The sequence below is a fragment of the Melaminivora jejuensis genome (assembly GCF_017811175.1).
Taxonomy (GTDB): domain Bacteria; phylum Pseudomonadota; class Gammaproteobacteria; order Burkholderiales; family Burkholderiaceae_C; genus Melaminivora; species Melaminivora jejuensis.
In genome coordinates, this window is the sequence record NZ_JACWIJ010000002.1 from 2,513,915 (window position 1) to 2,532,251 (window position 18,337).

Here is an 18,337-nt window from a genome sequence, read left to right on the forward strand (position 1 = left end):
AGAATCGAACGACCGTGCTTTTCCGTTGTGCGCCGTGCATCGGACGCACAACGCTCGTCGCTCAGCCTGCTGCCTGCCCCAGCCACTGGCGCGCCAGCTCGACCCAGAAGGTACCGCCCAGCGGGATCAGCTCGTCGTTGAAGTCGTAGCTGGGGTTGTGCAGCGTACATGGCCCGCCGCCGTGGCCGATCGTGCGGTGGTCGCCCTCGCCATTGCCGATGAAGACGTAGGCACCGGGCCGGGCCTGCAGCATGAAGGAGAAATCCTCCGCGCCCATGGTCGGCTCCTGAGCGCGCACGTTGTCATGGCCGACGATGCCGGCCATGACGCGAGCGGCGAATTCGGCCTCGGCAGCGGAGTTGATGGTCGGCGGGTAGTTGCGCACGAACTCAAACTCGACGCTGGCCTCGAAGGCCGCGCAGGTGTGCTCGGCCACGGCGCGCATCCGCCGCTCGATCAGGTCGAGCACCTCGATGGAGAAGGTGCGCACCGTGCCCTGCAGCTCGCAAAAATCGGGCACCACGTTGGTGGCCTCGCCGGCGCGCAGCATGGTCACCGAGATGACGCCGGCGTCCACGGGCTTTTTGTTGCGGCTGATGATGTTCTGGAAGGCCTGCACCATCTGGCAGGCCACCGGCACCGGGTCTATGCCCAGGTGCGGCATGGCGCCATGCGCGCCTTTGCCACGGATGGTGATCTTGAACTCGTTGCTGGACGCCATGACCGGCCCGGCACTGACCGCGAAACTGCCCACCGGCAGGCCCGGCCAGTTGTGCATACCGAACACTGCCTGCATCGGAAACTGCTCCAGCAGGCCGTCCTTGAGCATCTCGCGCGCGCCGCCGCCGCCTTCCTCTGCCGGCTGGAAGATCAGATAGACGGTGCCGTCGAAGTCGCGGTTGGCGGAGTCGGCGAAATGCCGCGCCGCCGCCAGCAGCATGGCGACATGGCCGTCATGGCCGCAGGCGTGCATCTTGCCGGGGTGGCGGCTGGCGTGCGCGAAGGTGTTGAACTCCTGCATGGGCAGGGCGTCCATGTCGGCGCGCAGGCCCACGGCGCGGCCACTGGCGCCGCCGTCGCGGCCATGCACGATGCCGACCACGCCGGTCGTGCCCAGGCCGCGATGGGTGGGAATGCCCCACTCGGCCAGCTTGGCGGCGATCACATCGGCGGTGCGCACCTCCTCGAAGCACAGCTCCGGGTGGGCGTGGATGTCGCGCCGCACGGCGGCGATGGCGGCGGCTTCGAGGGCGATGGAGTCGATGATTTTCATGGGGTCTGCCTGGAATGTGCTTCGTCGTCCTTGGAAGCCGGCCAGTCTAGCGGCGCCGGCGCAACCCTGGCGCTGCGCCGGACATGGCGCGCAGCGTGCCGGCCACGACGCCCAGGCGCCCACCTGCCGCTGTTGCCGTTGCATGGCCAGCACCGGCGCGGGAGCGGGAGCACGAGCAGCGCACCGCCCCAGGCCCATCGGGCCACACAAGAAATAGCTTGCAGCGCCTGACAGGCAAGGGCTGGAGATCGATTCAACGATTCAAGGCCTCCCGCAAATACTGATGAGGCACTCGAGCTGCCATGGCCAAAGCCACTCCTGTGGCCGGCTGCGGGCCGGCTGCGGCGAACCGGCCAGGCCTTCGACAGCAGCCCGCTACCAGCCCATGCAGGCGTTCAGATGCCTGAGGGCCCCCGCCTTGCAGCGAGGCATCCACAGGCGCGGCCGGCTGCATAGGCATTGACGTTTTGCACGTGCCAGGCCCGCACCCGTATGCCGTGGCTGAAGTTGAACGCCTGGTGCTGCACGCCCAGGGCGCGCGCCAGCGCACGATCCTGGCGGGCGGCAGCGGCGCGCGCGCAAGCCGCGAGAATGCGGCTTTTTGCCCTGTCCGCCACCATGAGCCGCCCCGAGAGCCCTTCGCCACCTACCGCTTCGCCGACCCCCGCCGAGATCCTGGCTGCCGTGCTGCCGGGAGCCCTGGCGGCCGAGGAGAGGCGCGCGCCCGTGGGCAAGACCGAGGTCGGCGCCAAGCTGCGCCGCGCCCGCAAGGCGCGCGGGCTGACGCTGGAGCAGGTGGCCGCGCGCAGCGGCCTGGCGCTGTCGACCATCTCCAAGGCCGAGCGCGGCCAGATCGCGCTGAGCTACGAAAAGATGCTCAAGCTGGGCAGCGCGCTGGACATCGACCTGACGCGCCTGTTCATAGTGGGCGATGCGCCCGACGGACAGCCACGGCCCACCGTGGTCAAGGATCGCTTCGCCGACGTGCAGCACTATGAGACCGGGCCTTACGCCTACAGCGTGCTGTGCGGCGCCTTTCCCGACAAGAAGATGCAGCCGCTGATGGCGGTGATCCATGCGCGCGAGGCGGGCGACTTCTCCGAGACCATCCGCCACCCCGGGCAGGAGTTCGTGATGGTGCTGCACGGGCAGGTACGCATCCTGTTCGAGAACGGCGAAACCATCGAACTGGCCCGCCACGAGGCCGCGTACTTCGACAGCGGCATCGGCCACGTGTACGTGAGCCTGAGCGCCGAGCCGGCGCAGGTGCTCTCTGTGTGCTGCTGACTCCCCGGCGGGCCGCCCTCGGTAAAAACCCTGACTTCACAAGGCTTGCCTAAAAATTTTCTTATCGGATAATTTTCTGATCGGAAAAATTAGGGCTACCTGTGCATCAAGAACTTTGGGATTTCGTCGTCGTCGGCGCCGGCATAGCGGGCGCATCGGTGGCCTACCGGCTGGCGCACGAAGGCGCCTCGGTCGTGCTGCTCGAGCGCGAGTCGCAGCCCGGCTACCACAGCACCGGGCGTTCCGCTGCCCTGTTCATGGAGAGCTACGGCACGCCGCAGATCCGTGCGCTGACCCGCGCCAGCCGCGCCTTCTACACCGCGCCGCCAGCGGGTTTTTGCCGCCATGCGCTGGTGCAGCCGCGCGGCACGCTGTACGTGGGCCGCGCCGAGCAGGAGGGCCTGCTGGACGAGGCCCTGGCCGCCTACCAGGCCGAGGGGCTGCGCGCCGAGCGCATCAGCGCCGCCGCGGCCCTGGCCCTGGTGCCCTGCCTGAACGCCGAGGCACTGGTCGGCGCCGTGCACGACCAGGACGCCATGGACATCGACGTGGCCGAGCTGCACCAGGGCTTTGTGCGCGGCATGGCCCAGGCCGGCGCCCGCCTGCGCTGCCATGCCGAGCTGCAGACTGCCCGCCACGCGCCGGATGCCAGCGGCCAGGGCGTGTGGACGCTGGGCCTGGCCGACGGCGGCACGCTGCGCTGCCGCGCGGTGGTCAATGCCGCCGGGGCGTGGGCCGACGCCGTGGCCGGCCTGTGCGGCGCCCGCCCGCTGGGCATCCAGCCCAGGCGCCGCACGGCCTTCACCTTCCCCGCCCCGAGGGCGCGGACATCCAGCACTGGCCGGCCGTGATCGGCGTGGACGAGAGCTTTTACTTCAAGCCCGATGCCGGCCAATTGCTGGGCTCGCCCGCCAACGCCGACCCCGTACCCGCGCACGACGTGGTGGCCGAGGAGCTGGACGTGGCCACGGGCATCCACCACATCGAGGAGTGGAGCAGTCTGCGCATACGCCGGCCCAGCCATGTCTGGGCCGGGCTGCGCAGCTTCGCGCCCGACGGCGACTTCGTGATCGGCTGGGACGCGCACTGCCCCGGCTTCTTCTGGCTGGCCGGCCAGGGCGGCTATGGCATCCAGACCGCCGCCGGCGCATCGGCCGCGGCCAGCGCCCTGCTGCTGGGCCAGCCGCTGGCGCCCGCGCTGCTCGCGCAAGGGGTCGATCCCGCCCAGCTCAGCCCGGCGCGTTTTGACCGCTGAATGCTGCTAAGCCCGACACAACCAGGAGACAGGACATGGGTGATTTCAAGGAAATCGGCAAGATTGCCGGCGCCTTCGTGGGCGTCATCGTCGGGGCAGGCTTTGCCTCGGGGCAGGAGCTGCTGCAGTTTTTCGCCAGCTTCGGCAGCCAGGGCCTGTGGGGCAGCCTGGTCGCCGGGCTGGCCTTCGCCTTCCTGTCGATGGTGTTTTCCACCCTGGGCCAGGCCATCCATGCGCGCTCGCACAAGGAGGTCATCCAGGCACTGCTGGGCCGCCACCTGGGCGGGGTGTTCGACCTGCTGATCGCGTTCTTCCTGTTCGCCGTCACCGTGGTCATGCTGGCCGGCGCGGGCTCGCTGCTGCAGCAGTGGCTGGGCCTGCCCGAGGTCTGGGGCAGCGTGCTGGCCACCGTCGCCACGGTGCTCATCGTCATGCTGGACGTGCGCAGCGTGATCGCCTTCATCGGCGCCGTCACGCCGCTGCTGGTGCTGATGGTCGTGATCGTCGCGCTGTACGTGCTGGCGACGCCCCGCGCCGACAGCGCCGCGCTGCAGGCGGCCGCCGCCGCCCAGCCGCAGGGCGCCAGCCACTGGCTGGTGGCCGCGCTCCTGTACGTGTCCTACAACGTGGTGGCGGGAATGCCGTTCCTGGTCATCCTGGGCGGCCAGGCCAGCTCGCGCCGCACCGCCCTGTGGGGCGGCGTGCTGGGCGGGCTGCTGCTGGGCGTGCTGATGCTGGCCATCGCCAGCGCGATGTACTGGCGCATGGACACGCTAGGCGCCACGCCCATGCCCATGCTGGCGCTGGCCACGCAGATCTCGCCCTGGCTGGGCCACCTGATGTCGCTGGTCATCTTCGGCATGATCCTGAACACCGCGGTGGGGATGCTGTATGCCTTCCTGGCGCGCCTGCTGCCGGTCGGCACGACGCGCTTTCGCTGGGGCAGCGCGGTGGCGGGCACCGCGGCGCTGGGCGGCAGCTTCGTCGGCTTCATCACCCTGGTGGGCATCGTCTATCCCCTGTATGGCTACATCGGCTTCGCGCTGATGGCCTGCGCCTTCATCGGCTGGCTGCGCCTGGGCCGGACGCGGCCCGGGCAGGCCGCCTGAGTCCCGTCGCCGGCGCACGATGAAGCCGTCGCGCTCGCTCGGCGTGCGGTTGACATCCAGGCACCGCTTCTGGTCCCCTGCGCGCTGTCGCCTTGCAGCAGCGCTTTGCACGACACCCAGGGGCGGGCGCCAGTGAAACCGCAGCATATGCTCTCGAAATAATAGCTTACTGCGCTTGCCAGGCAAGGGCTGGGGCGCTTTTTCTTCTAGAAAGCCTCACCTGCATCGTGCAGCGGCGCGAACGTCTGCTCGATGGCGCCGAACACGCTGTGGCCCAGGCGGCTCTTCATCTCGACGCGCACGCTGTCGCCAAAGCGCAGCCAGCCGGTCGCCGGCGCGCCAGCCTCGGCCTGCTCGATGCGGCGGCGCTCGGCGATGCTGGCCCAGCCGCGTGCCGCATCGCGGTTGGCCACCGGGGCGGCGGCGACGATGGTGCCGGCGCGCACGCTGCGCGTGGTTGCCAGATGGGCGATCAGCTCGCCCAGGTGCCAGGCCATGTCGGAGCCGGCCTCGCACATGCCGACGCGCCGGCCATTACAGCTGCATTGCAGCGTCAGGTGGATGCGCCCGTCCTGCCAGGCGCCCTCCAGCTCGTCGGGCGTCACCGCCACCGGGCTGAAGGCCGTGGCCGGGCGCGCGCGCAGCAGGCCCAGGCCAGCCGCGCGCTCGGCGGCTTCGAGCTGGCGCAGCGCCACCACGCTGACCAGCGCCAGCAGGCGCACGCCGTGCAGCGCCGCCTCGGGCGTGGCGCCGGCGGGGATGTCGGCGGTGATGGCGGCCAGGCCGGCCTCGAAGTCGATGTCCAGGCCCTCGGCGGGCAGGCGCACCGGCGCGCAGGCGCCCAGCAGCGCATCGCCCGCGCCCTGGTACATGGGCGGCGGCGAGGCTGCGCCCCGGCGCGGCGCCTGTCCGGCCCCGGGCCAGGCCTGGCCGATGGCGTGCTGGCTGGCGCGCGGCAGCGGCGCCAGGCAGCGCGCCGGCTCGAAGGCGAAGGCGTGCGGCGCCCGGCCCTGGTTGAGGTCGGCGTACAGCTCGGCCAATTGCGGGGCGAGGAAATTCCAGTCGTCCAGCACCTGCTGCAGGCGGCTGGCGATGCCGCTCGCATAATGGGCCTGGCTCAGGTCGCGCGAGACCACGACGAGCTGGCCGTCGCGCGATCCATCCTGGTAGGTGGCAAGTTTCATGGCTGGGCGCGGCAGTGCGCTGTCGATGGTCGGGAACTGCCGGCCACGCGGGTCGATCCAGCAGGGCCATGCATACGGAAAAACACAAAATTCTAGGAGTCTGGCGGACTGGGAGCGCCGAAAGCGGCAATCGGCCCCAGCGAGCACAGTTTTTGCCGGATTTGCCGCCCAATAGCCGAGCTATTGGGCAAGAAGAGCCGGGCCGGGGGCAGCGCACGTGAAGCGGGCCTCCATGCCCCGCCCGGTGCTGCTGGCACTCGTCGCCCTGGTGCTGGCCGGGCACTGGCTGGCGCTGGCCCATCTGCCGCTGGGCGTGGACGGCGCACCGGCAGACGCCTCGACCCCGGTGGCCTTCCAGACGCGCATGTTGCCGGCGCCCGCGCCAGCAGCCAGAGCAGCCCGGCCTGAAGTGGCCCAGGCGCCCGAAGCCGCCCGACCGACAGCGCCCCCTTCGCCCCCTGCGGCTGAACCCGCCCGGCCTCGCCCCAAGCCGGCGCCCAGGCCCGCACCGGTGCCGGCAGCAGCACCACCACCCGACGCAGCCGCCAGGAGTCTCCAGGGCGCCGAGAACACCGGGAGCGCCGATAGCACGCCACCGCCCCGGCACGCTGCCGATGGGAACAGCGCCGACCCTGCCCCGGCCTTGCCGGCGCAGGCCAGCCGCGCCTATGCCGACGATGTTGCGCTGGCCACTGCCGCCGATCTGCTGGGCGAAGAGGCCGCGCCCGGACTGCCGGGCGGGCCGCAGGACGAGGCAGCCCCACCCTCCGGTGCGGCACCGGACGCAGCACCAGACCCGGCACCGGATGCAGCACCCGGCCCCGCAGCGCTGCAACCCGAGGCCCCGCAGCCGCCAGCCCCGCAGCCGGCGCTGGCCGCAGCGCCCCCCGACGCGCCAGCCGGCACTGCCGCGACCGAAGCCGTCGGCGTGGACATCCGCCCGCCCGGCGCTGGCGCCGCGCCGCTGCAGGGCGCCCTGCCACCGGTGCGGCTGCCGGCGCCGGCCCGGCTGGCCTTCCAGGTTCAGGGCCAGGCCAAGCGGCTGCACTATCGCGCCAGCGCCGAGCTGACCTGGCAGCACGACGGCCAGCGCTACCAGGCGCGCCAGCAGATCAAGGCCTTCTTGCTGGGCACGCGCGCACAAAGCAGCACCGGGCGCATCACGGCGCACGGCCTGCAGCCCGAGCGCTTCGGCGACAAGTCGCGCAGCGAGCGCGCCGCGCACTTCGACTTTGCCAAAGGCGAGGTCACCTTCAGCGCCAACGCGCCACGCGCCAGCATCCACGAGGGCGCGCAGGATCGCCTGAGCGTGTTCCTGCAGCTCGGTGCCATGCTGGCCGCCGCACCCGAGCGCTACCCAGCCGGCACGCAGATCACCCTGACCACGGTAGGCGTCAAGAATGCCGACCGCTGGACGTTCACCGTCCAGGGCCAGGAGCAGCTGGAGCTGCCCATCGGCAGCGTGCCGGCGCTGAAGCTGCAGCGCGTGCCGCGCGCGGACAAGGACTACGACCAAACCGCCGAGTTGTGGCTGGGCACGCAGCTGGGCTATCTGCCGGTGCGCATCCGCATCACCCAGGCCAATGGGGACTTTGCCGACCTGCTGCTCGATGAGCAGTCCGAGCCTTGAGCCGGTGCGTCGCTCAACGCTCAACCCCGCAAGGCCCAATGCCCGGCACCCCAGGCGGGCAAGGTTGAAGTCGGGCAAACTGCGTCCATCTGCAGGGCATAGATTCAGGGAGAACACCATGCACATGCTCTACGACTCGGACTCCTTCGTGGTAGTCCACCTCCAGCCCGACGCGCCGGCGCAGGCCGCCAGCGAACAAGCCCCGCGCGCGCCGCAACTGGTGCGCCACGGCTTCGAGATCGTGGACAAGCGCTCGGGCAAGGAGGTCTATCTGGACGGCTCCTGGGCCGAAATGTTCCAGCAGCAAATCCTGGCTTGGCAGCGCAACACGCCGACCCAGCAGGAGGTCGAGGATACGCTGGACGGCTACGCCGGCCTGGCGCAGAACCCAGTGGTCGTCCACTGACCACCATTCATAGTCAAAACTGGTTCAAACCCTTTCCCAGCAAGCGCTGACAGCTATCATTTCAGCAGCAAAACGGCAGCTTTCACGACTTCGGCCATTCAGCGCCGCCCGTCCCCGGGCGGCCTGACCGCGCCCCGGCGCTGCGCCATCTCGGCGCCCATGGCCTGCTCGGCCTGCCGATCCAGCACGGCGCGCGCTGCCGGATAGATGTCGCAGTCCTCGCGGCGCAGGTGCTCGTCGTAGCCGGCGCCAAAGCGCTCCAGCAGCGCCTCCTGCTGCGCCGTCCACTGCGTGATCTCGCCATCGGCCAGCGCCTGCAACGCGCCGCGCGCCGCCGCCCAGTGGCGCGCCATGTCCACATGGTCGCGCTGCAGCTGGCGCACCCACTGCACGACCTGGGCGTCGCCCTGCGCCAGCAGTGGCGGGAAGACGTGCAGCTCCTCGTCCTGGTGGTGCAGCGGTGCGGCGATGTCGAAATAGCGCAGCACGTCGCGTGCCGCCTGGCGCGCCGAGTCGTCGCAGCCCTTGTCGTGCAGGTAGGCGCGCAGGCGCGCCAGCAGATCCAGCGAACGGCGCACGCGCTCATGGCAAGCGTCCAGCATGGCAAAGGGCTCGTCGAAGCCCCCGCCCGGACTGCGCAGCCCGGGCAGCGAGACGCGGCTGGCGCTCATGCCCGCCCCAGCTCGACGACGTTGCCCTGGCGGTCGAAGGGCAGCAGGCCGTCGATGGTGCCGCCCTTGATGGCCTCGACCAGGCGGCCCAGGGCGCGGTCGGTCTCGGCGTCGCCCGGCTCGTGCTCGGGCGTGCCCATCAGCGCGGCAACAAAGATCAGCTGCCACTGCGGCCCGGGCAGGGCGTATTCGCGCGCCTCGCGCACCAGGGCGTCGAAGGATTCGATCTCCTCGGGCAGCTTGTCCACGCACATCAGCGGCGTGAGCGCACCGCCCTCGCCGCGCGCAAAACTCTCGCGCTGGGCCGGCGTCGCGCCCTCGGGCAGTTCGGAGCTGACGAAGACCAGCAGCAGGCGCTGGCGCTCTGGTTGGGCGTGCGCGGCGCGCAGCAGGTCGTGGAAATGCCGGATTTCTTGGGTCATGGCGGGCGATGGTAGGTCAGGGTTCAAGGCATCAGCGGCTGCGTGCCCACACCGGGCTGCAGCACGCTGACGTATTGCGCTGGAGCAGGACGCTGGCGCGCTGCCTTGGCCGTCAGCACGCTGCCAATGCTGACGAAGCACAGCGCCCGCTCGTGTGGCTGCAAGGCAAACAGCGTGCGCAGGGCGACCGAGGTCAAGGCCTTGCCGCTGGTCAGCGCCGAGCCGAAACCCAGCGCCGTGGCCATGAGCAGCAGGTTCTGCACCGCGCAGCCGGCAGACAGCACACGCTCTGCAGCCGGGATGGCGGCGTCGCCGCCGCGCTCATCCGCCACCAGCAGCAGCAGGGCCGGGGCGCGCGCCGCCTTGTCGCGGGCGCGCGCCTGCTCCTCGCTGCCGGCCTGCGGGTCGCGCTCCAACAGGGCCTGGGCAAAGGCTTCGGCCAGGGCGGGCCGCGCCGGCTGCGGCACCAGAATGAAGCGCCAGGGCAGCAATTGGCCGTGGTCGGGTGCATGGGCGGCGGCGGACAGGATGGCGTGCAGCGCCTCGTCCGAAGGGCCGGGCGCGCCCAGGCGCCGAGGCAGCACGGTGCGGCGCGCCTGCAGCAAGGTGGCCAGCAGGGCGCCATCGGCTGGCCGCTCGCTGCGTGTCATGCATCCACCAGCACCTGGCCATCGTGCTCCACATAGGGGGCATACGTCCCGGCGCTGCCGCACTGGGCGCGCGAGGCGGCAACAAAGCCGCGCTGCTGGGCGTCGAAGACGTGTACCTCGCCATCCTCGATGACGTAGTGCCAGCCGTACAGGCTGATGCGCCCTTGCTCGACGCCCGCGCGCACCATCGGGTAGGCCATCAGGCGTTCGAGCTGCAGCAGCACAGCGCGCTGCTCGGTGCGCCGCAGCGCGTCGGCACAGGGCGGCACCGCCAGCGCGGCGCCGCGCCCCAGGTCGAGCCAGCGCTGCAGGTTGTGCGCCTCGGCCGGCACCTCGCCATACAGCGCCTTGATGGCGCCGCAGTGGCTGTGGCCGCACACGATGATGCGGCTGACCTGCAGGCTGAGCACGGCGAACTCGATGGCCGCCGCCGTGCCGTGGTGGCCGTGCGAGCCGTCGTAGGGCGGCACGAACGCGCCCACGTTGCGCACCATGAACAGCTCGCCCGGCCCGGTGCCGGTCAGCAGGTAGGGCACCAGGCGCGAGTCCGAGCAGCCGATGAACAGCGTCTTGGGATGCTGACCCTGCGCCACCAGATCCTGGAAGCGCTGTTGGTGCAGCGGGAAGTACTGCGAGTGGAAGTGCTGCAGGCGCTGCAGCAGCTCGTCGGGGACGGCGCCGGGGGGCTGATCCATGGTGGACTCTGCCGGAGGTGGCGAGGCACGCTGGCGCTATTGCACCAGGGGCGAAGTGGCGGCGTCGAGCTCGACGCCCTGCACCTCGGCATCGGCGGCCAGCAGCTGCAGGCACTGGCGCAACGCCGTGACCCAGGACTGCTGGCGCAGCGCCAGCTGCACGGCGCCGCGAACGGCCTCATAGGGCTGCTCGGTGCCGGCGTCGCGCTCCAGCACTTCGACCACATGCAGGCCGAAGCGGCTGTGTACCAGGCGCGGCAGCACGCCGATCTCGGGCTTGCCGAAGATTTCCTGCGCCATCTCGGGCGCGAAGTCCTCGGCGCTCAGCCAGCCCAGCGCCCCGCCCTGCGCGCCCGTGGGGCAATTGGACAGCTCGCGCGCCGCGCGGGCAAAAGCGTCTTCGGCGGCGTTGTCGTCGTGGCAGCGCACGTCCAGCAGGCAGCTTTCGGCGCGCGAGCGCAGCGCACCGACATCGACGCCCGGCGTGACGCCGAACAGGATGTGGCGCACGTGTACGCGCTCGCCCACGCGGTAGCGCGCAGCGTGCGCGGCGTGGTGGCGCCGGCAGGCCTCCTCGGTCGGTTCGGGCACGTTCAGGTGGCGCTCCAGCCAGCGCTCGATGGCCTCGCTGGCGGCCTCGCTGATGGCGCCAGCCTGAGGCGGCGGGTCATCGGCGGACAGCAGGCCATCGCGCTGGGCAGCCTGGCGCAGCAGCTCGGTGCAGGCGCGCTGGCGCAGCTCCTCGGTGCTGATGTGCTCGTCGGCGGCCACGATGGGCACACCGTTGATGCGGGCCTGCATTGCTGCAGCAGGGGCAGCGGAGGTGGCTGTGGTCATGGCAATTTCTTCCTGTGGCTCGGGGCGCGCATCAGCGCGTGGCCTTGGGATTGTGGATGGCTTCGGCCACCACGGGCGAGGGCACGGCGCTGGCCTGCCCAGGCAGGTTCTGGCCGGCGGGCACGTTCAGGCGGCGCGAGCGCACCATCTGGTAGGGCCGGAAGATGTAGGCGATAGAGGCAAAGCCACTCCACACGTGCACCAGCCGGCTGAACGGGAACAGCAAAAAGATGGTCACACCCAGCACGATGTGTACCTGGAACGTCCAGTGCAGCGCGGCCACGGCGGAGGCATCCACCGGGCGCAGGGTGACGATGCGCTGCGCCCAGTCGGCCAGGATCAGCATGGCGCTGCCGTCAGTGTGCTGCAGCGACTGCGGCAGGGTCAAAAGGCCCAGCGACAGCTGGATCCACAGCACTACCAGCACGGCGATGTCGGTCGAATGGCTGGTGTAGCGGATGCGCGGGTCGGTGAGGCGGCGCACCAGCAGCATGGTCAGGCCGACAAAGCAGATGGCGCCGGCGATGCCGCCCGCCGTCACAGCCAGCATCTGCTTGGTCGAGGCGCTCATGAAGATGCCGTACAGGCTGTGCGGCGTGAACAGACCCACCATGTGCCCGAAGAACAGGAACAGGATGCCGAAGTGAAACAGGTTGCTGCCCCAGCGCAAGAGGCCCGTGCGCAGCATCTGCGAGGAGTCGCTCTTCCAGCTGTACTGGTTCTGGTCGAAACGGATCAGGCTGCCCACCACGAACACGACGAAGCACACGTAGGGATAGACCTGAAAGAGGAAGCGATATACCGAGTCCATGGCTTAGGCTCCTTGGGGCGGGGTGGGGTTCTTGCGCATGATGTGGATGGGCTGGGGCTGGCCGGGGCGCGCCTGGCCGGCTGAGGAGCAGCCGTCGAAGGCTGCCGGCTCCTGCCAGCTCTCGTCGATGGGCGGCTCCTCGGGCACTTCGCGGTCAGCCTGCGGCTTGTGGCCAGCCAGGTCGAGCAGCGCCGCCAGCGCGGCAGCGTAGGGGCTGGCGCGCTGGGCCAGCGCCGCATGGACGGCATCCAGCAGGTGCGCCATCTCGCCCAGAAAGCCCTTGGCCTCGCGCGGCGGCTGGGTGGAGACGAATTCCAGCACCGCCGGCAGATAGTCGGGCAGCTCGTCTTCGACCAGCAGCAGGCCGGCCTTGGCATAGGTCTCGCCCAGGTCGATCATGGCCGGGCCACGGTCGCGCGAGTCACCATGCACGTGCTCGAACAGGTACAGCGAGGTGGCGCGGCCCCGGTCGAACAGCTCGACGTATTCGGTCTCGGCGGCCAGCGCGTCGCTTTCCTGCAGGTGCTGGATCAGCGCGGCCACGCCGGCGCGTCGGCGCGCACCGAGCACGCCATCGGCGGCCAGCAGCGCCTCGAACTCGTACAGGTGCTGGCGCAGCGCGGCATCGGGGTAGCCCAGCAGCGCGCCCAGCACGCGCAGCGTCACGGCGCCTGGGTGGCGGCCGGCGACGCGCTGCGTCACGGGGACGTTGTCAACGGCCTGCATGTCAGACCTCCGCCTTGATGGGGATGGTGCGGCGCTTTTCCTGGCCGAACAGGCTGACGTTGGACACGCCGTCCGAGCAGCCGTTGCCAAAGGTGAAGCCGCAGCCGCCGCGCACGTTGAAGGCGTTTTCCGCGTACTCGCGGTGCGTGGTCGGGATGACGAAGCGATCCTCGTAGTTGGCAATGGCCATGATTTGGTACATGTCCTCGGCCTCGTCCTGGCTCAGGCCGACCTGGCTGAGCACGCTGGCATCGATGCGCCGCTCGACGTGCTTGGCACGCTGGTAGGCACGCATCCCCAGCATCCGCTCCAGGGCGCGCACTACCGGAGCCGTGTCGCCGGCGGTGAGCATGTTGGCCAGGTACTTGACCGGGATGCGCAGCTGGTTCACGTCCGGGATCTGGCCATTCACACCCAGATGCCCGGCGTTGGCCGCCGAGCTGATGGGCGACAGCGGCGGCACGTACCAGACCATCGGCAGCGTGCGGTACTCGGGGTGCAGCGGCAGCGCCACTTTCCAATCCACGGCCATCTTGTACACGGGGCTTTTGCGGGCGGCTTCCATCCACTTGTCGGGGATGCCGTCCTTCTTGGCCTGGGCGATCACCGCCGGGTCGTGCGGATCGAGGAAGATGTCCAGCTGCGCCTGGTATAGGTCGCGGTCGCGCTCCACGCTGGCCGCTTCCTGGATGCGGTCGGCGTCATACAGCAGCACGCCCAGATAGCGGATGCGGCCCACACAGGTCTCCGAGCACACCGTCGGCTGGCCGGCCTCGATGCGCGGATAGCAGAAGATGCATTTTTCGGCCTTGCCGCTCTTCCAGTTGTAGTAGATCTTCTTGTAGGGGCAGCCCGAGACGCACATGCGCCAGCCACGGCACTTGTCCTGGTCGATCAGCACGATGCCGTCTTCCTCGCGCTTGTAGATCGAACCCGACGGGCACGATGCGACGCAGGTCGGGTTCAGGCAGTGCTCGCACAGGCGCGGCAGGTACATCATGAAGGTGTTCTCGAACTGGCCGTACATCTCCTTCTGGATGTCGTCGAAGTTCTTGTCCTTGCTGCGCTTTTCGAACTCGCCGCCGAGGATTTCCTCCCAGTTCGGCCCCCAGACGATCTTGTCCATCTGCTTGCCGGTGATCAGGCTCCTGGGCTTGGCCGTGGGCGAGGTGCTCATCTCGGGCGCCGACTGCAGGTGGGCGTAGTCGAAGGTGAAGGGCTCGTAGTAGTCGTCGATCTCCGGCAGGTTGGGGTTGGCGAAGATGCGCATGAGTAGCTTCCACTTCGCCCCCTGGCGCGGAATGATGGAGCCGTCCGGGCGGCGCACCCAGCCGCCGTTCCAGCGATCCTGGTTCTCCCAATCCTTGGGGTAGCCGATGCCGGGCTTGGTCTCGACGTTGTTGAACCAGGCGTACTCCATGCCGGGGCGGCTGGTCCAGACGTTCTTGCAGGTGACGGAACAGGTGTGGCAGCCGATGCACTTGTCCAGATTCAGCACCATGCCGATTTGCGCGCGGATTTTCATGCGGTTTCTCCTTGATCCAGCGTGGGCTTGATGAGCTGGTCTGCCACAGGCGTATCCAGCCAGTCGATCTTTCTCATCTTTCGCAGGACGATGAACTCGTCGCGGTTGGTGCCAATGGTTCCGTAGTAGTTGAAGCCGTAGCTGAACTGCGCGTAGCCGCCGATCATGTGCGTGGGCTTCAAGACCACCCGCGTGACCGAGTTGTGAATGCCGCCGCGCACGTTGGTCATCTCCGAGCCGGGGGTGTTCACGATCTTTTCCTGGGCGTGGTACATCATGACCATGCCCGGCTTGACACGCTGGCTGACCACGGCGCGCGCGGTGAGAGCGCCGTTGACGTTGAACAGCTCGATCCAGTCGTTGTCCTCAATGCCGGCACGCTTGGCATCCTCCTCGCTGACCCAGACGATGGGCCCGCCGCGGCTCAGGGTGAGCATGAGCAGGTTGTCCGTATAGGTCGAGTGGATGCCCCACTTCTGGTGCGGCGTGATGAAGTTCAGCTGGATCTCGGGGTTGCCGTTGGGCTTGCGGCCCATGACCTCCGCCGTGGCCTTCAGATCGACCGGCGGACGGTAGCTGGTGAAGCCCTCGCCGAAGGCAATCATCCACGGGTGATCCATGTAGAACTGCTGGCGCCCGGTGAGGGTGCGCCATGGGATCAGCTCATGCACGTTGGTGTAGCCGGCGTTGTAGCTCACCGTCTCGCTCTCGATGCCGCTCCAGGTGGGCGAGCTGATGATCTTGCGCGGCTGCGCCTGGATGTCGCGGAAGCGGATCTTTTCATCCTCGCGGTACAGCGCCAGGTGCGTGTGGTCGCGCCCAGTCTGCTCGCCCAGCGCCTCCCAGGCCTTGACGGCCACGTGGCCGTTGGTCTCGGGCGCCATGTGCAGCACCACTTCGCAGGCGTCGATGTCGGACTCGATCCTGGGCATCCCCTGCGACACGCCCGGCTCGCGCACCACGCCATTCAACTGGCCCAGCTGCGTGACTTCGAGCTTGGTGTCCCAGTTGATGCCCTTGCCGCCGTTGCCCAGCTTGTCCATCAGCGGCCCCAGGGCCGTGAAGCGCTTGAACACGTTGGGGTAGTCGCGCTCGACCACGGTCATCTGTGGCCCGGTCTTGCCGGGGATCAGGTCGCACTCGCCGCGCGTCCAGTCGGATACGCCAAAGGGCTGCGCCAGCTCCTGCGGCGAATCGTGCATCAGCGGAGACAGCACCAGTTCGCGCTCCACACCCAGATGGCCGGGGCACAGCTCGCTGAACTTGTGCGCAAAGCCCTTGTAGATGTCCCAGTCGCTGCGCGCCTGCCAGGCCGGATCGACGGCAGTGGACAGCGGGTGGATGAAGGGGTGCATGTCGCTGGTGTTGAGGTCGTTCTTCTCGTACCAGGTGGCCGTGGGCAGCACGATGTCCGAGTACAGGCAGGTGGTGCTCATGCGGAAGTCCAGCGTGACCACCAGATCGAGCTTGCCCTCAGGCGCCTGGTCGTGCCAGACAACCTCCTGGGGCTTGGCCTCCTGCGGCCCCAAGTCCTTGCCCTGCACGCCGTTGCCCGTGCCCAGCAGGTGCTTGAGGAAGTATTCATGCCCTTTGCCCGAGCTGCCCAGGATGTTGGAGCGCCACACGAACATGTTGCGCGGCCAGTTGTCCGGGTGATCCGGGTCGGTGCAGCTCATCTTCAGGCTGCCGCTTTGCAGGCCTTTGACGGCGTAGTCCTTGGGATCCTGGCCGGCAGCCTGCGCGTCGCGCACCACCTGCAGCGGATTGGTCTTGAGCTGCGGCGCGGTGGGCAGCCAGCCCATGCGCTCGGCGCGCACGTTGTAGTCGATCATGCTGCCGCCGTATTCGCTGCGATCGGCCAGCGGCGAGAGCACTTCCTCGACGCCGATCTTCTCGTAGCGCCACTGGTCGGTGTGGGCGTAGAAGAAGCTGGTGGAGTTCTGCTGGCGCGGCGGGCGGATCCAGTCCAGCGCGAAGGCCAGCAGCGTCCAGCCGGTCTGCGGGCGCAGCTTCTCCTGGCCCACGTAGTGCGACCAGCCACCGCCGCTCTTGCCGATGCAGCCGCACATCATCAGCATGTTGATGACACCGCGGTAGTTCATGTCGCAGTGGTACCAGTGGTTCATCGCCGCGCCGATGATGACCATGGAGCGGCCCTCGGTGTCGTGCGCGTTCTGCGCGAACTGGCGCGCCACGGTGACGACCTGGTCGCGCGGGGTGCCGGTGATTCTCTCCTGCCAAGCCGGCGTGTAGGGGTGGTTGTCGTCGAAATCCTTGGCGGCGAATTCGCCCGGGAGGCCGCGCGCTACGCCATAGTTGGCCACTTGCAGGTCGAACACCGTGGCCACCAGCGTGTCACCGCCGGCCAGCTGCAGGCGCTGCACCGGCACCGTGCGCACCAGCACGTCGGACTGCGGGTTGTTCGGAAAGTGCTCCGAAGCAATGCCGCCGAAGTAGGGGAAGCCCACGCGGGCGGTCTCGGGCTGCGCGCCATCGCCTTCCAGCAGCGACAGGCGCAGGAGCACTTCGCTGCCATCGTCGGCGCTCTTTTGCTCCAGGTTCCACTGGCCCTTGTCGGCACGGCCATCCGGCCCCCAGCGAAAGCCGATCGCGCCCTGCGGCACGACCACGCGACCTGCGTCGTCCAGCGCCACGGTCTTCCACTCCGGATTGTTGGGCTGGCCCAGGTTCTCGTCGAAGTCGCTGGCGCGCACGTAGCGATCGGGCACCAGCACCGTCTCGCCCGACTCCAGCACCTTTTCCTTGAGCGTCACCAGCATGGGCATGTCGGTGTAGCGGCGCACGTAGTCGTCGAAGTAGGCGCTCCTCTCGCCGTTTTCCGGGAAATAGAACTCCTTGAGGATGACGTGGCCCATGGCCATGGCCATGGCGGCGTCCGTGCCCTGCTTGGGGTGCAGCCAGATGTCGGACAGCTTGGCGACCTCGGAGAAGTCAGGCGTCACGGCCACGGTCTTGGTGCCCTTGTAGCGCACCTCGGTGAAGAAGTGTGCGTCCGGCGTGCGCGTCTGCGGCACGTTGGAACCCCAGGCGATGATGTAGCTGGAGTTGTACCAGTCAGCGCTCTCGGGCACGTCGGTCTGCTCGCCCCAGACCTGCGGCGACGACGGCGGCAGGTCGCAGTACCAGTCGTAAAAGCTCATGCACACGCCGCCGATCAGGCTGAGATACCGCGTGCCGGCGGCGTAGCTGATCATGGACATGGCCGGGATGGGCGAAAAGCCGATGATGCGATCCGGCCCGTGGCGCTTGATGGTGTGGATGTTGGAGGCAGCGACGATCTCGTTGACCTCATCCCAGCTGGAGCGCGCAAAGCCGCCCATGCCGCGCACTTTCTGGTATTCGCTGCGCTTGGCGTCGTCGCTGACGATGCTGGCCCAGGCCTCCACCGGCCCCATGGTCTGGCGCGCCTCGCGCCACAGGCGCAAGAGGCGCCCGCGCACCATGGGGTATTTGACGCGGTTGGCGCTGTACAGGTACCAGCTGTAGCTGGCGCCGCGCGAGCAGCCGCGCGGCTCGTGGTTGGGCATGTCCCAGCGCGTGCGCGGGTAGTCGGTCTGCTGGGTCTCCCAGGTCACGATGCCGCCCTTGACATAGACCTTCCACGAGCATGAGCCGGTGCAGTTCACGCCGTGCGTGGAGCGCACGATCTTGTCGTGCGCCCAGCGGTTGCGGTAGGCGTCCTCCCAGGTGCGGTCTTCGCCGGTGACCTGGCCGTGCCCGCCGGCAAAAGTCTCGCGCGGCTGCGAGAAATAGGTGAGGCGATCGAGGAAGTGACTCATCGTGTTTCCTTCATGGTGTATTCGTTGTGGCAGGCAGGGGAAAGGGGAAAGCGGGC

General features: G+C 68.9%; 15 protein-coding genes and 1 pseudogene. 5 read left to right on the top strand and 11 right to left on the bottom strand.

Annotation, left to right across the window (positions count from 1 at the left end; all coding sequences use genetic code 11):
• Window positions 1-61: 61 nt before the first annotated feature.
• A complete protein-coding gene (locus IDM45_RS11835) occupies window positions 62-1,273 on the bottom strand; it encodes a M20 aminoacylase family protein (protein ID WP_209423018.1) in 1,212 nt (403 codons plus the stop codon).
• 618 nt (window positions 1,274-1,891) lie between these two features.
• Between IDM45_RS11835 and IDM45_RS11840 the strand changes: the two genes are divergently transcribed.
• From IDM45_RS11840 to IDM45_RS11850, 3 genes and pseudogenes are all read left to right on the top strand, one after another.
• Window positions 1,892-2,560, top strand: a complete 669-nt coding sequence (locus tag IDM45_RS11840) for a helix-turn-helix domain-containing protein (protein WP_209423019.1) — start codon at window positions 1,892-1,894, stop codon at window positions 2,558-2,560.
• A gap of 101 nt (window positions 2,561-2,661) precedes the next feature.
• Window positions 2,662-3,815: pseudogene (locus IDM45_RS11845) on the top strand (NAD(P)/FAD-dependent oxidoreductase).
• A 35-nt stretch (window positions 3,816-3,850) separates the two neighbouring features.
• A complete protein-coding gene (locus IDM45_RS11850) occupies window positions 3,851-4,924 on the top strand; it encodes a YkvI family membrane protein (protein ID WP_209423020.1) in 1,074 nt (357 codons plus the stop codon).
• Between the two features lie 206 nt (window positions 4,925-5,130).
• Here IDM45_RS11850 and IDM45_RS11855 read toward each other — a convergent pair whose 3' ends face one another.
• Window positions 5,131-6,108 (bottom strand): fumarylacetoacetate hydrolase family protein, encoded by a 978-nt coding sequence (locus tag IDM45_RS11855; RefSeq protein WP_209423021.1) that lies wholly within the window; start codon window positions 6,106-6,108, stop codon window positions 5,131-5,133.
• A 232-nt stretch (window positions 6,109-6,340) separates the two neighbouring features.
• Between IDM45_RS11855 and IDM45_RS11860 the strand changes: the two genes are divergently transcribed.
• Together IDM45_RS11860 and IDM45_RS11865 are read left to right on the top strand one after the other, a co-directional pair.
• Window positions 6,341-7,738 (top strand): DUF3108 domain-containing protein, encoded by a 1,398-nt coding sequence (locus IDM45_RS11860; RefSeq protein ID WP_209423022.1) that lies wholly within the window; start codon window positions 6,341-6,343, stop codon window positions 7,736-7,738.
• Window positions 7,739-7,856: 118 nt separating this feature from the next.
• Window positions 7,857-8,144: a BTH_I0359 family protein gene (locus IDM45_RS11865; RefSeq protein WP_209423023.1), complete on the top strand. Its 288-nt coding sequence runs from the start codon at window positions 7,857-7,859 to the stop codon at window positions 8,142-8,144.
• Between the two features lie 98 nt (window positions 8,145-8,242).
• On the opposite strand, the gene IDM45_RS11870 is transcribed toward IDM45_RS11865, so the two are convergent.
• From IDM45_RS11870 to IDM45_RS11910, 9 genes are read right to left on the bottom strand one after another with little or no spacing between them, the layout of a single operon-like run.
• Window positions 8,243-8,815: a hemerythrin domain-containing protein gene (locus tag IDM45_RS11870; protein ID WP_209423024.1), complete on the bottom strand. Its 573-nt coding sequence runs from the start codon at window positions 8,813-8,815 to the stop codon at window positions 8,243-8,245.
• Window positions 8,812-9,237: a ribonucleotide reductase subunit alpha gene (locus IDM45_RS11875; RefSeq protein ID WP_209423025.1), complete on the bottom strand. Its 426-nt coding sequence runs from the start codon at window positions 9,235-9,237 to the stop codon at window positions 8,812-8,814. The genes IDM45_RS11870 and IDM45_RS11875 overlap by 4 nt, the downstream gene beginning before the upstream one ends.
• Before the next feature lie 23 nt (window positions 9,238-9,260).
• A complete protein-coding gene (locus IDM45_RS11880) occupies window positions 9,261-9,887 on the bottom strand; it encodes a nitroreductase family protein (protein WP_209423026.1) in 627 nt (208 codons plus the stop codon).
• Entirely contained in the window at window positions 9,884-10,582 is a 699-nt protein-coding gene (locus IDM45_RS11885; protein ID WP_209423027.1) for a carbonic anhydrase, read from the bottom strand. The genes IDM45_RS11880 and IDM45_RS11885 overlap by 4 nt, the downstream gene beginning before the upstream one ends.
• A gap of 36 nt (window positions 10,583-10,618) precedes the next feature.
• Window positions 10,619-11,419, bottom strand: a complete 801-nt coding sequence (locus tag IDM45_RS11890) for a peptidylprolyl isomerase (RefSeq protein WP_209423028.1) — start codon at window positions 11,417-11,419, stop codon at window positions 10,619-10,621.
• 31 nt (window positions 11,420-11,450) lie between these two features.
• A complete protein-coding gene (gene narI / locus IDM45_RS11895; protein ID WP_209423029.1) occupies window positions 11,451-12,230 on the bottom strand; it encodes a respiratory nitrate reductase subunit gamma in 780 nt (259 codons plus the stop codon).
• A gap of 3 nt (window positions 12,231-12,233) precedes the next feature.
• Window positions 12,234-12,956 carry a nitrate reductase molybdenum cofactor assembly chaperone gene (gene narJ, locus IDM45_RS11900; RefSeq protein ID WP_209423030.1) on the bottom strand — a complete coding sequence of 241 codons (723 nt, stop codon included), beginning with the start codon at window positions 12,954-12,956 and terminating at the stop codon, window positions 12,234-12,236.
• A 1-nt stretch (window position 12,957) separates the two neighbouring features.
• Window positions 12,958-14,481, bottom strand: coding sequence for a nitrate reductase subunit beta (gene narH, locus IDM45_RS11905; protein ID WP_209423031.1), 1,524 nt, complete (start codon window positions 14,479-14,481; stop codon window positions 12,958-12,960).
• On the bottom strand, window positions 14,478-18,281 hold the full coding sequence (locus IDM45_RS11910; RefSeq protein WP_209423032.1) for a nitrate reductase subunit alpha: 3,804 nt from the start codon (window positions 18,279-18,281) through the stop codon (window positions 14,478-14,480). The genes narH and IDM45_RS11910 overlap by 4 nt, the downstream gene beginning before the upstream one ends.
• Window positions 18,282-18,337: the final 56 nt, after the last annotated feature.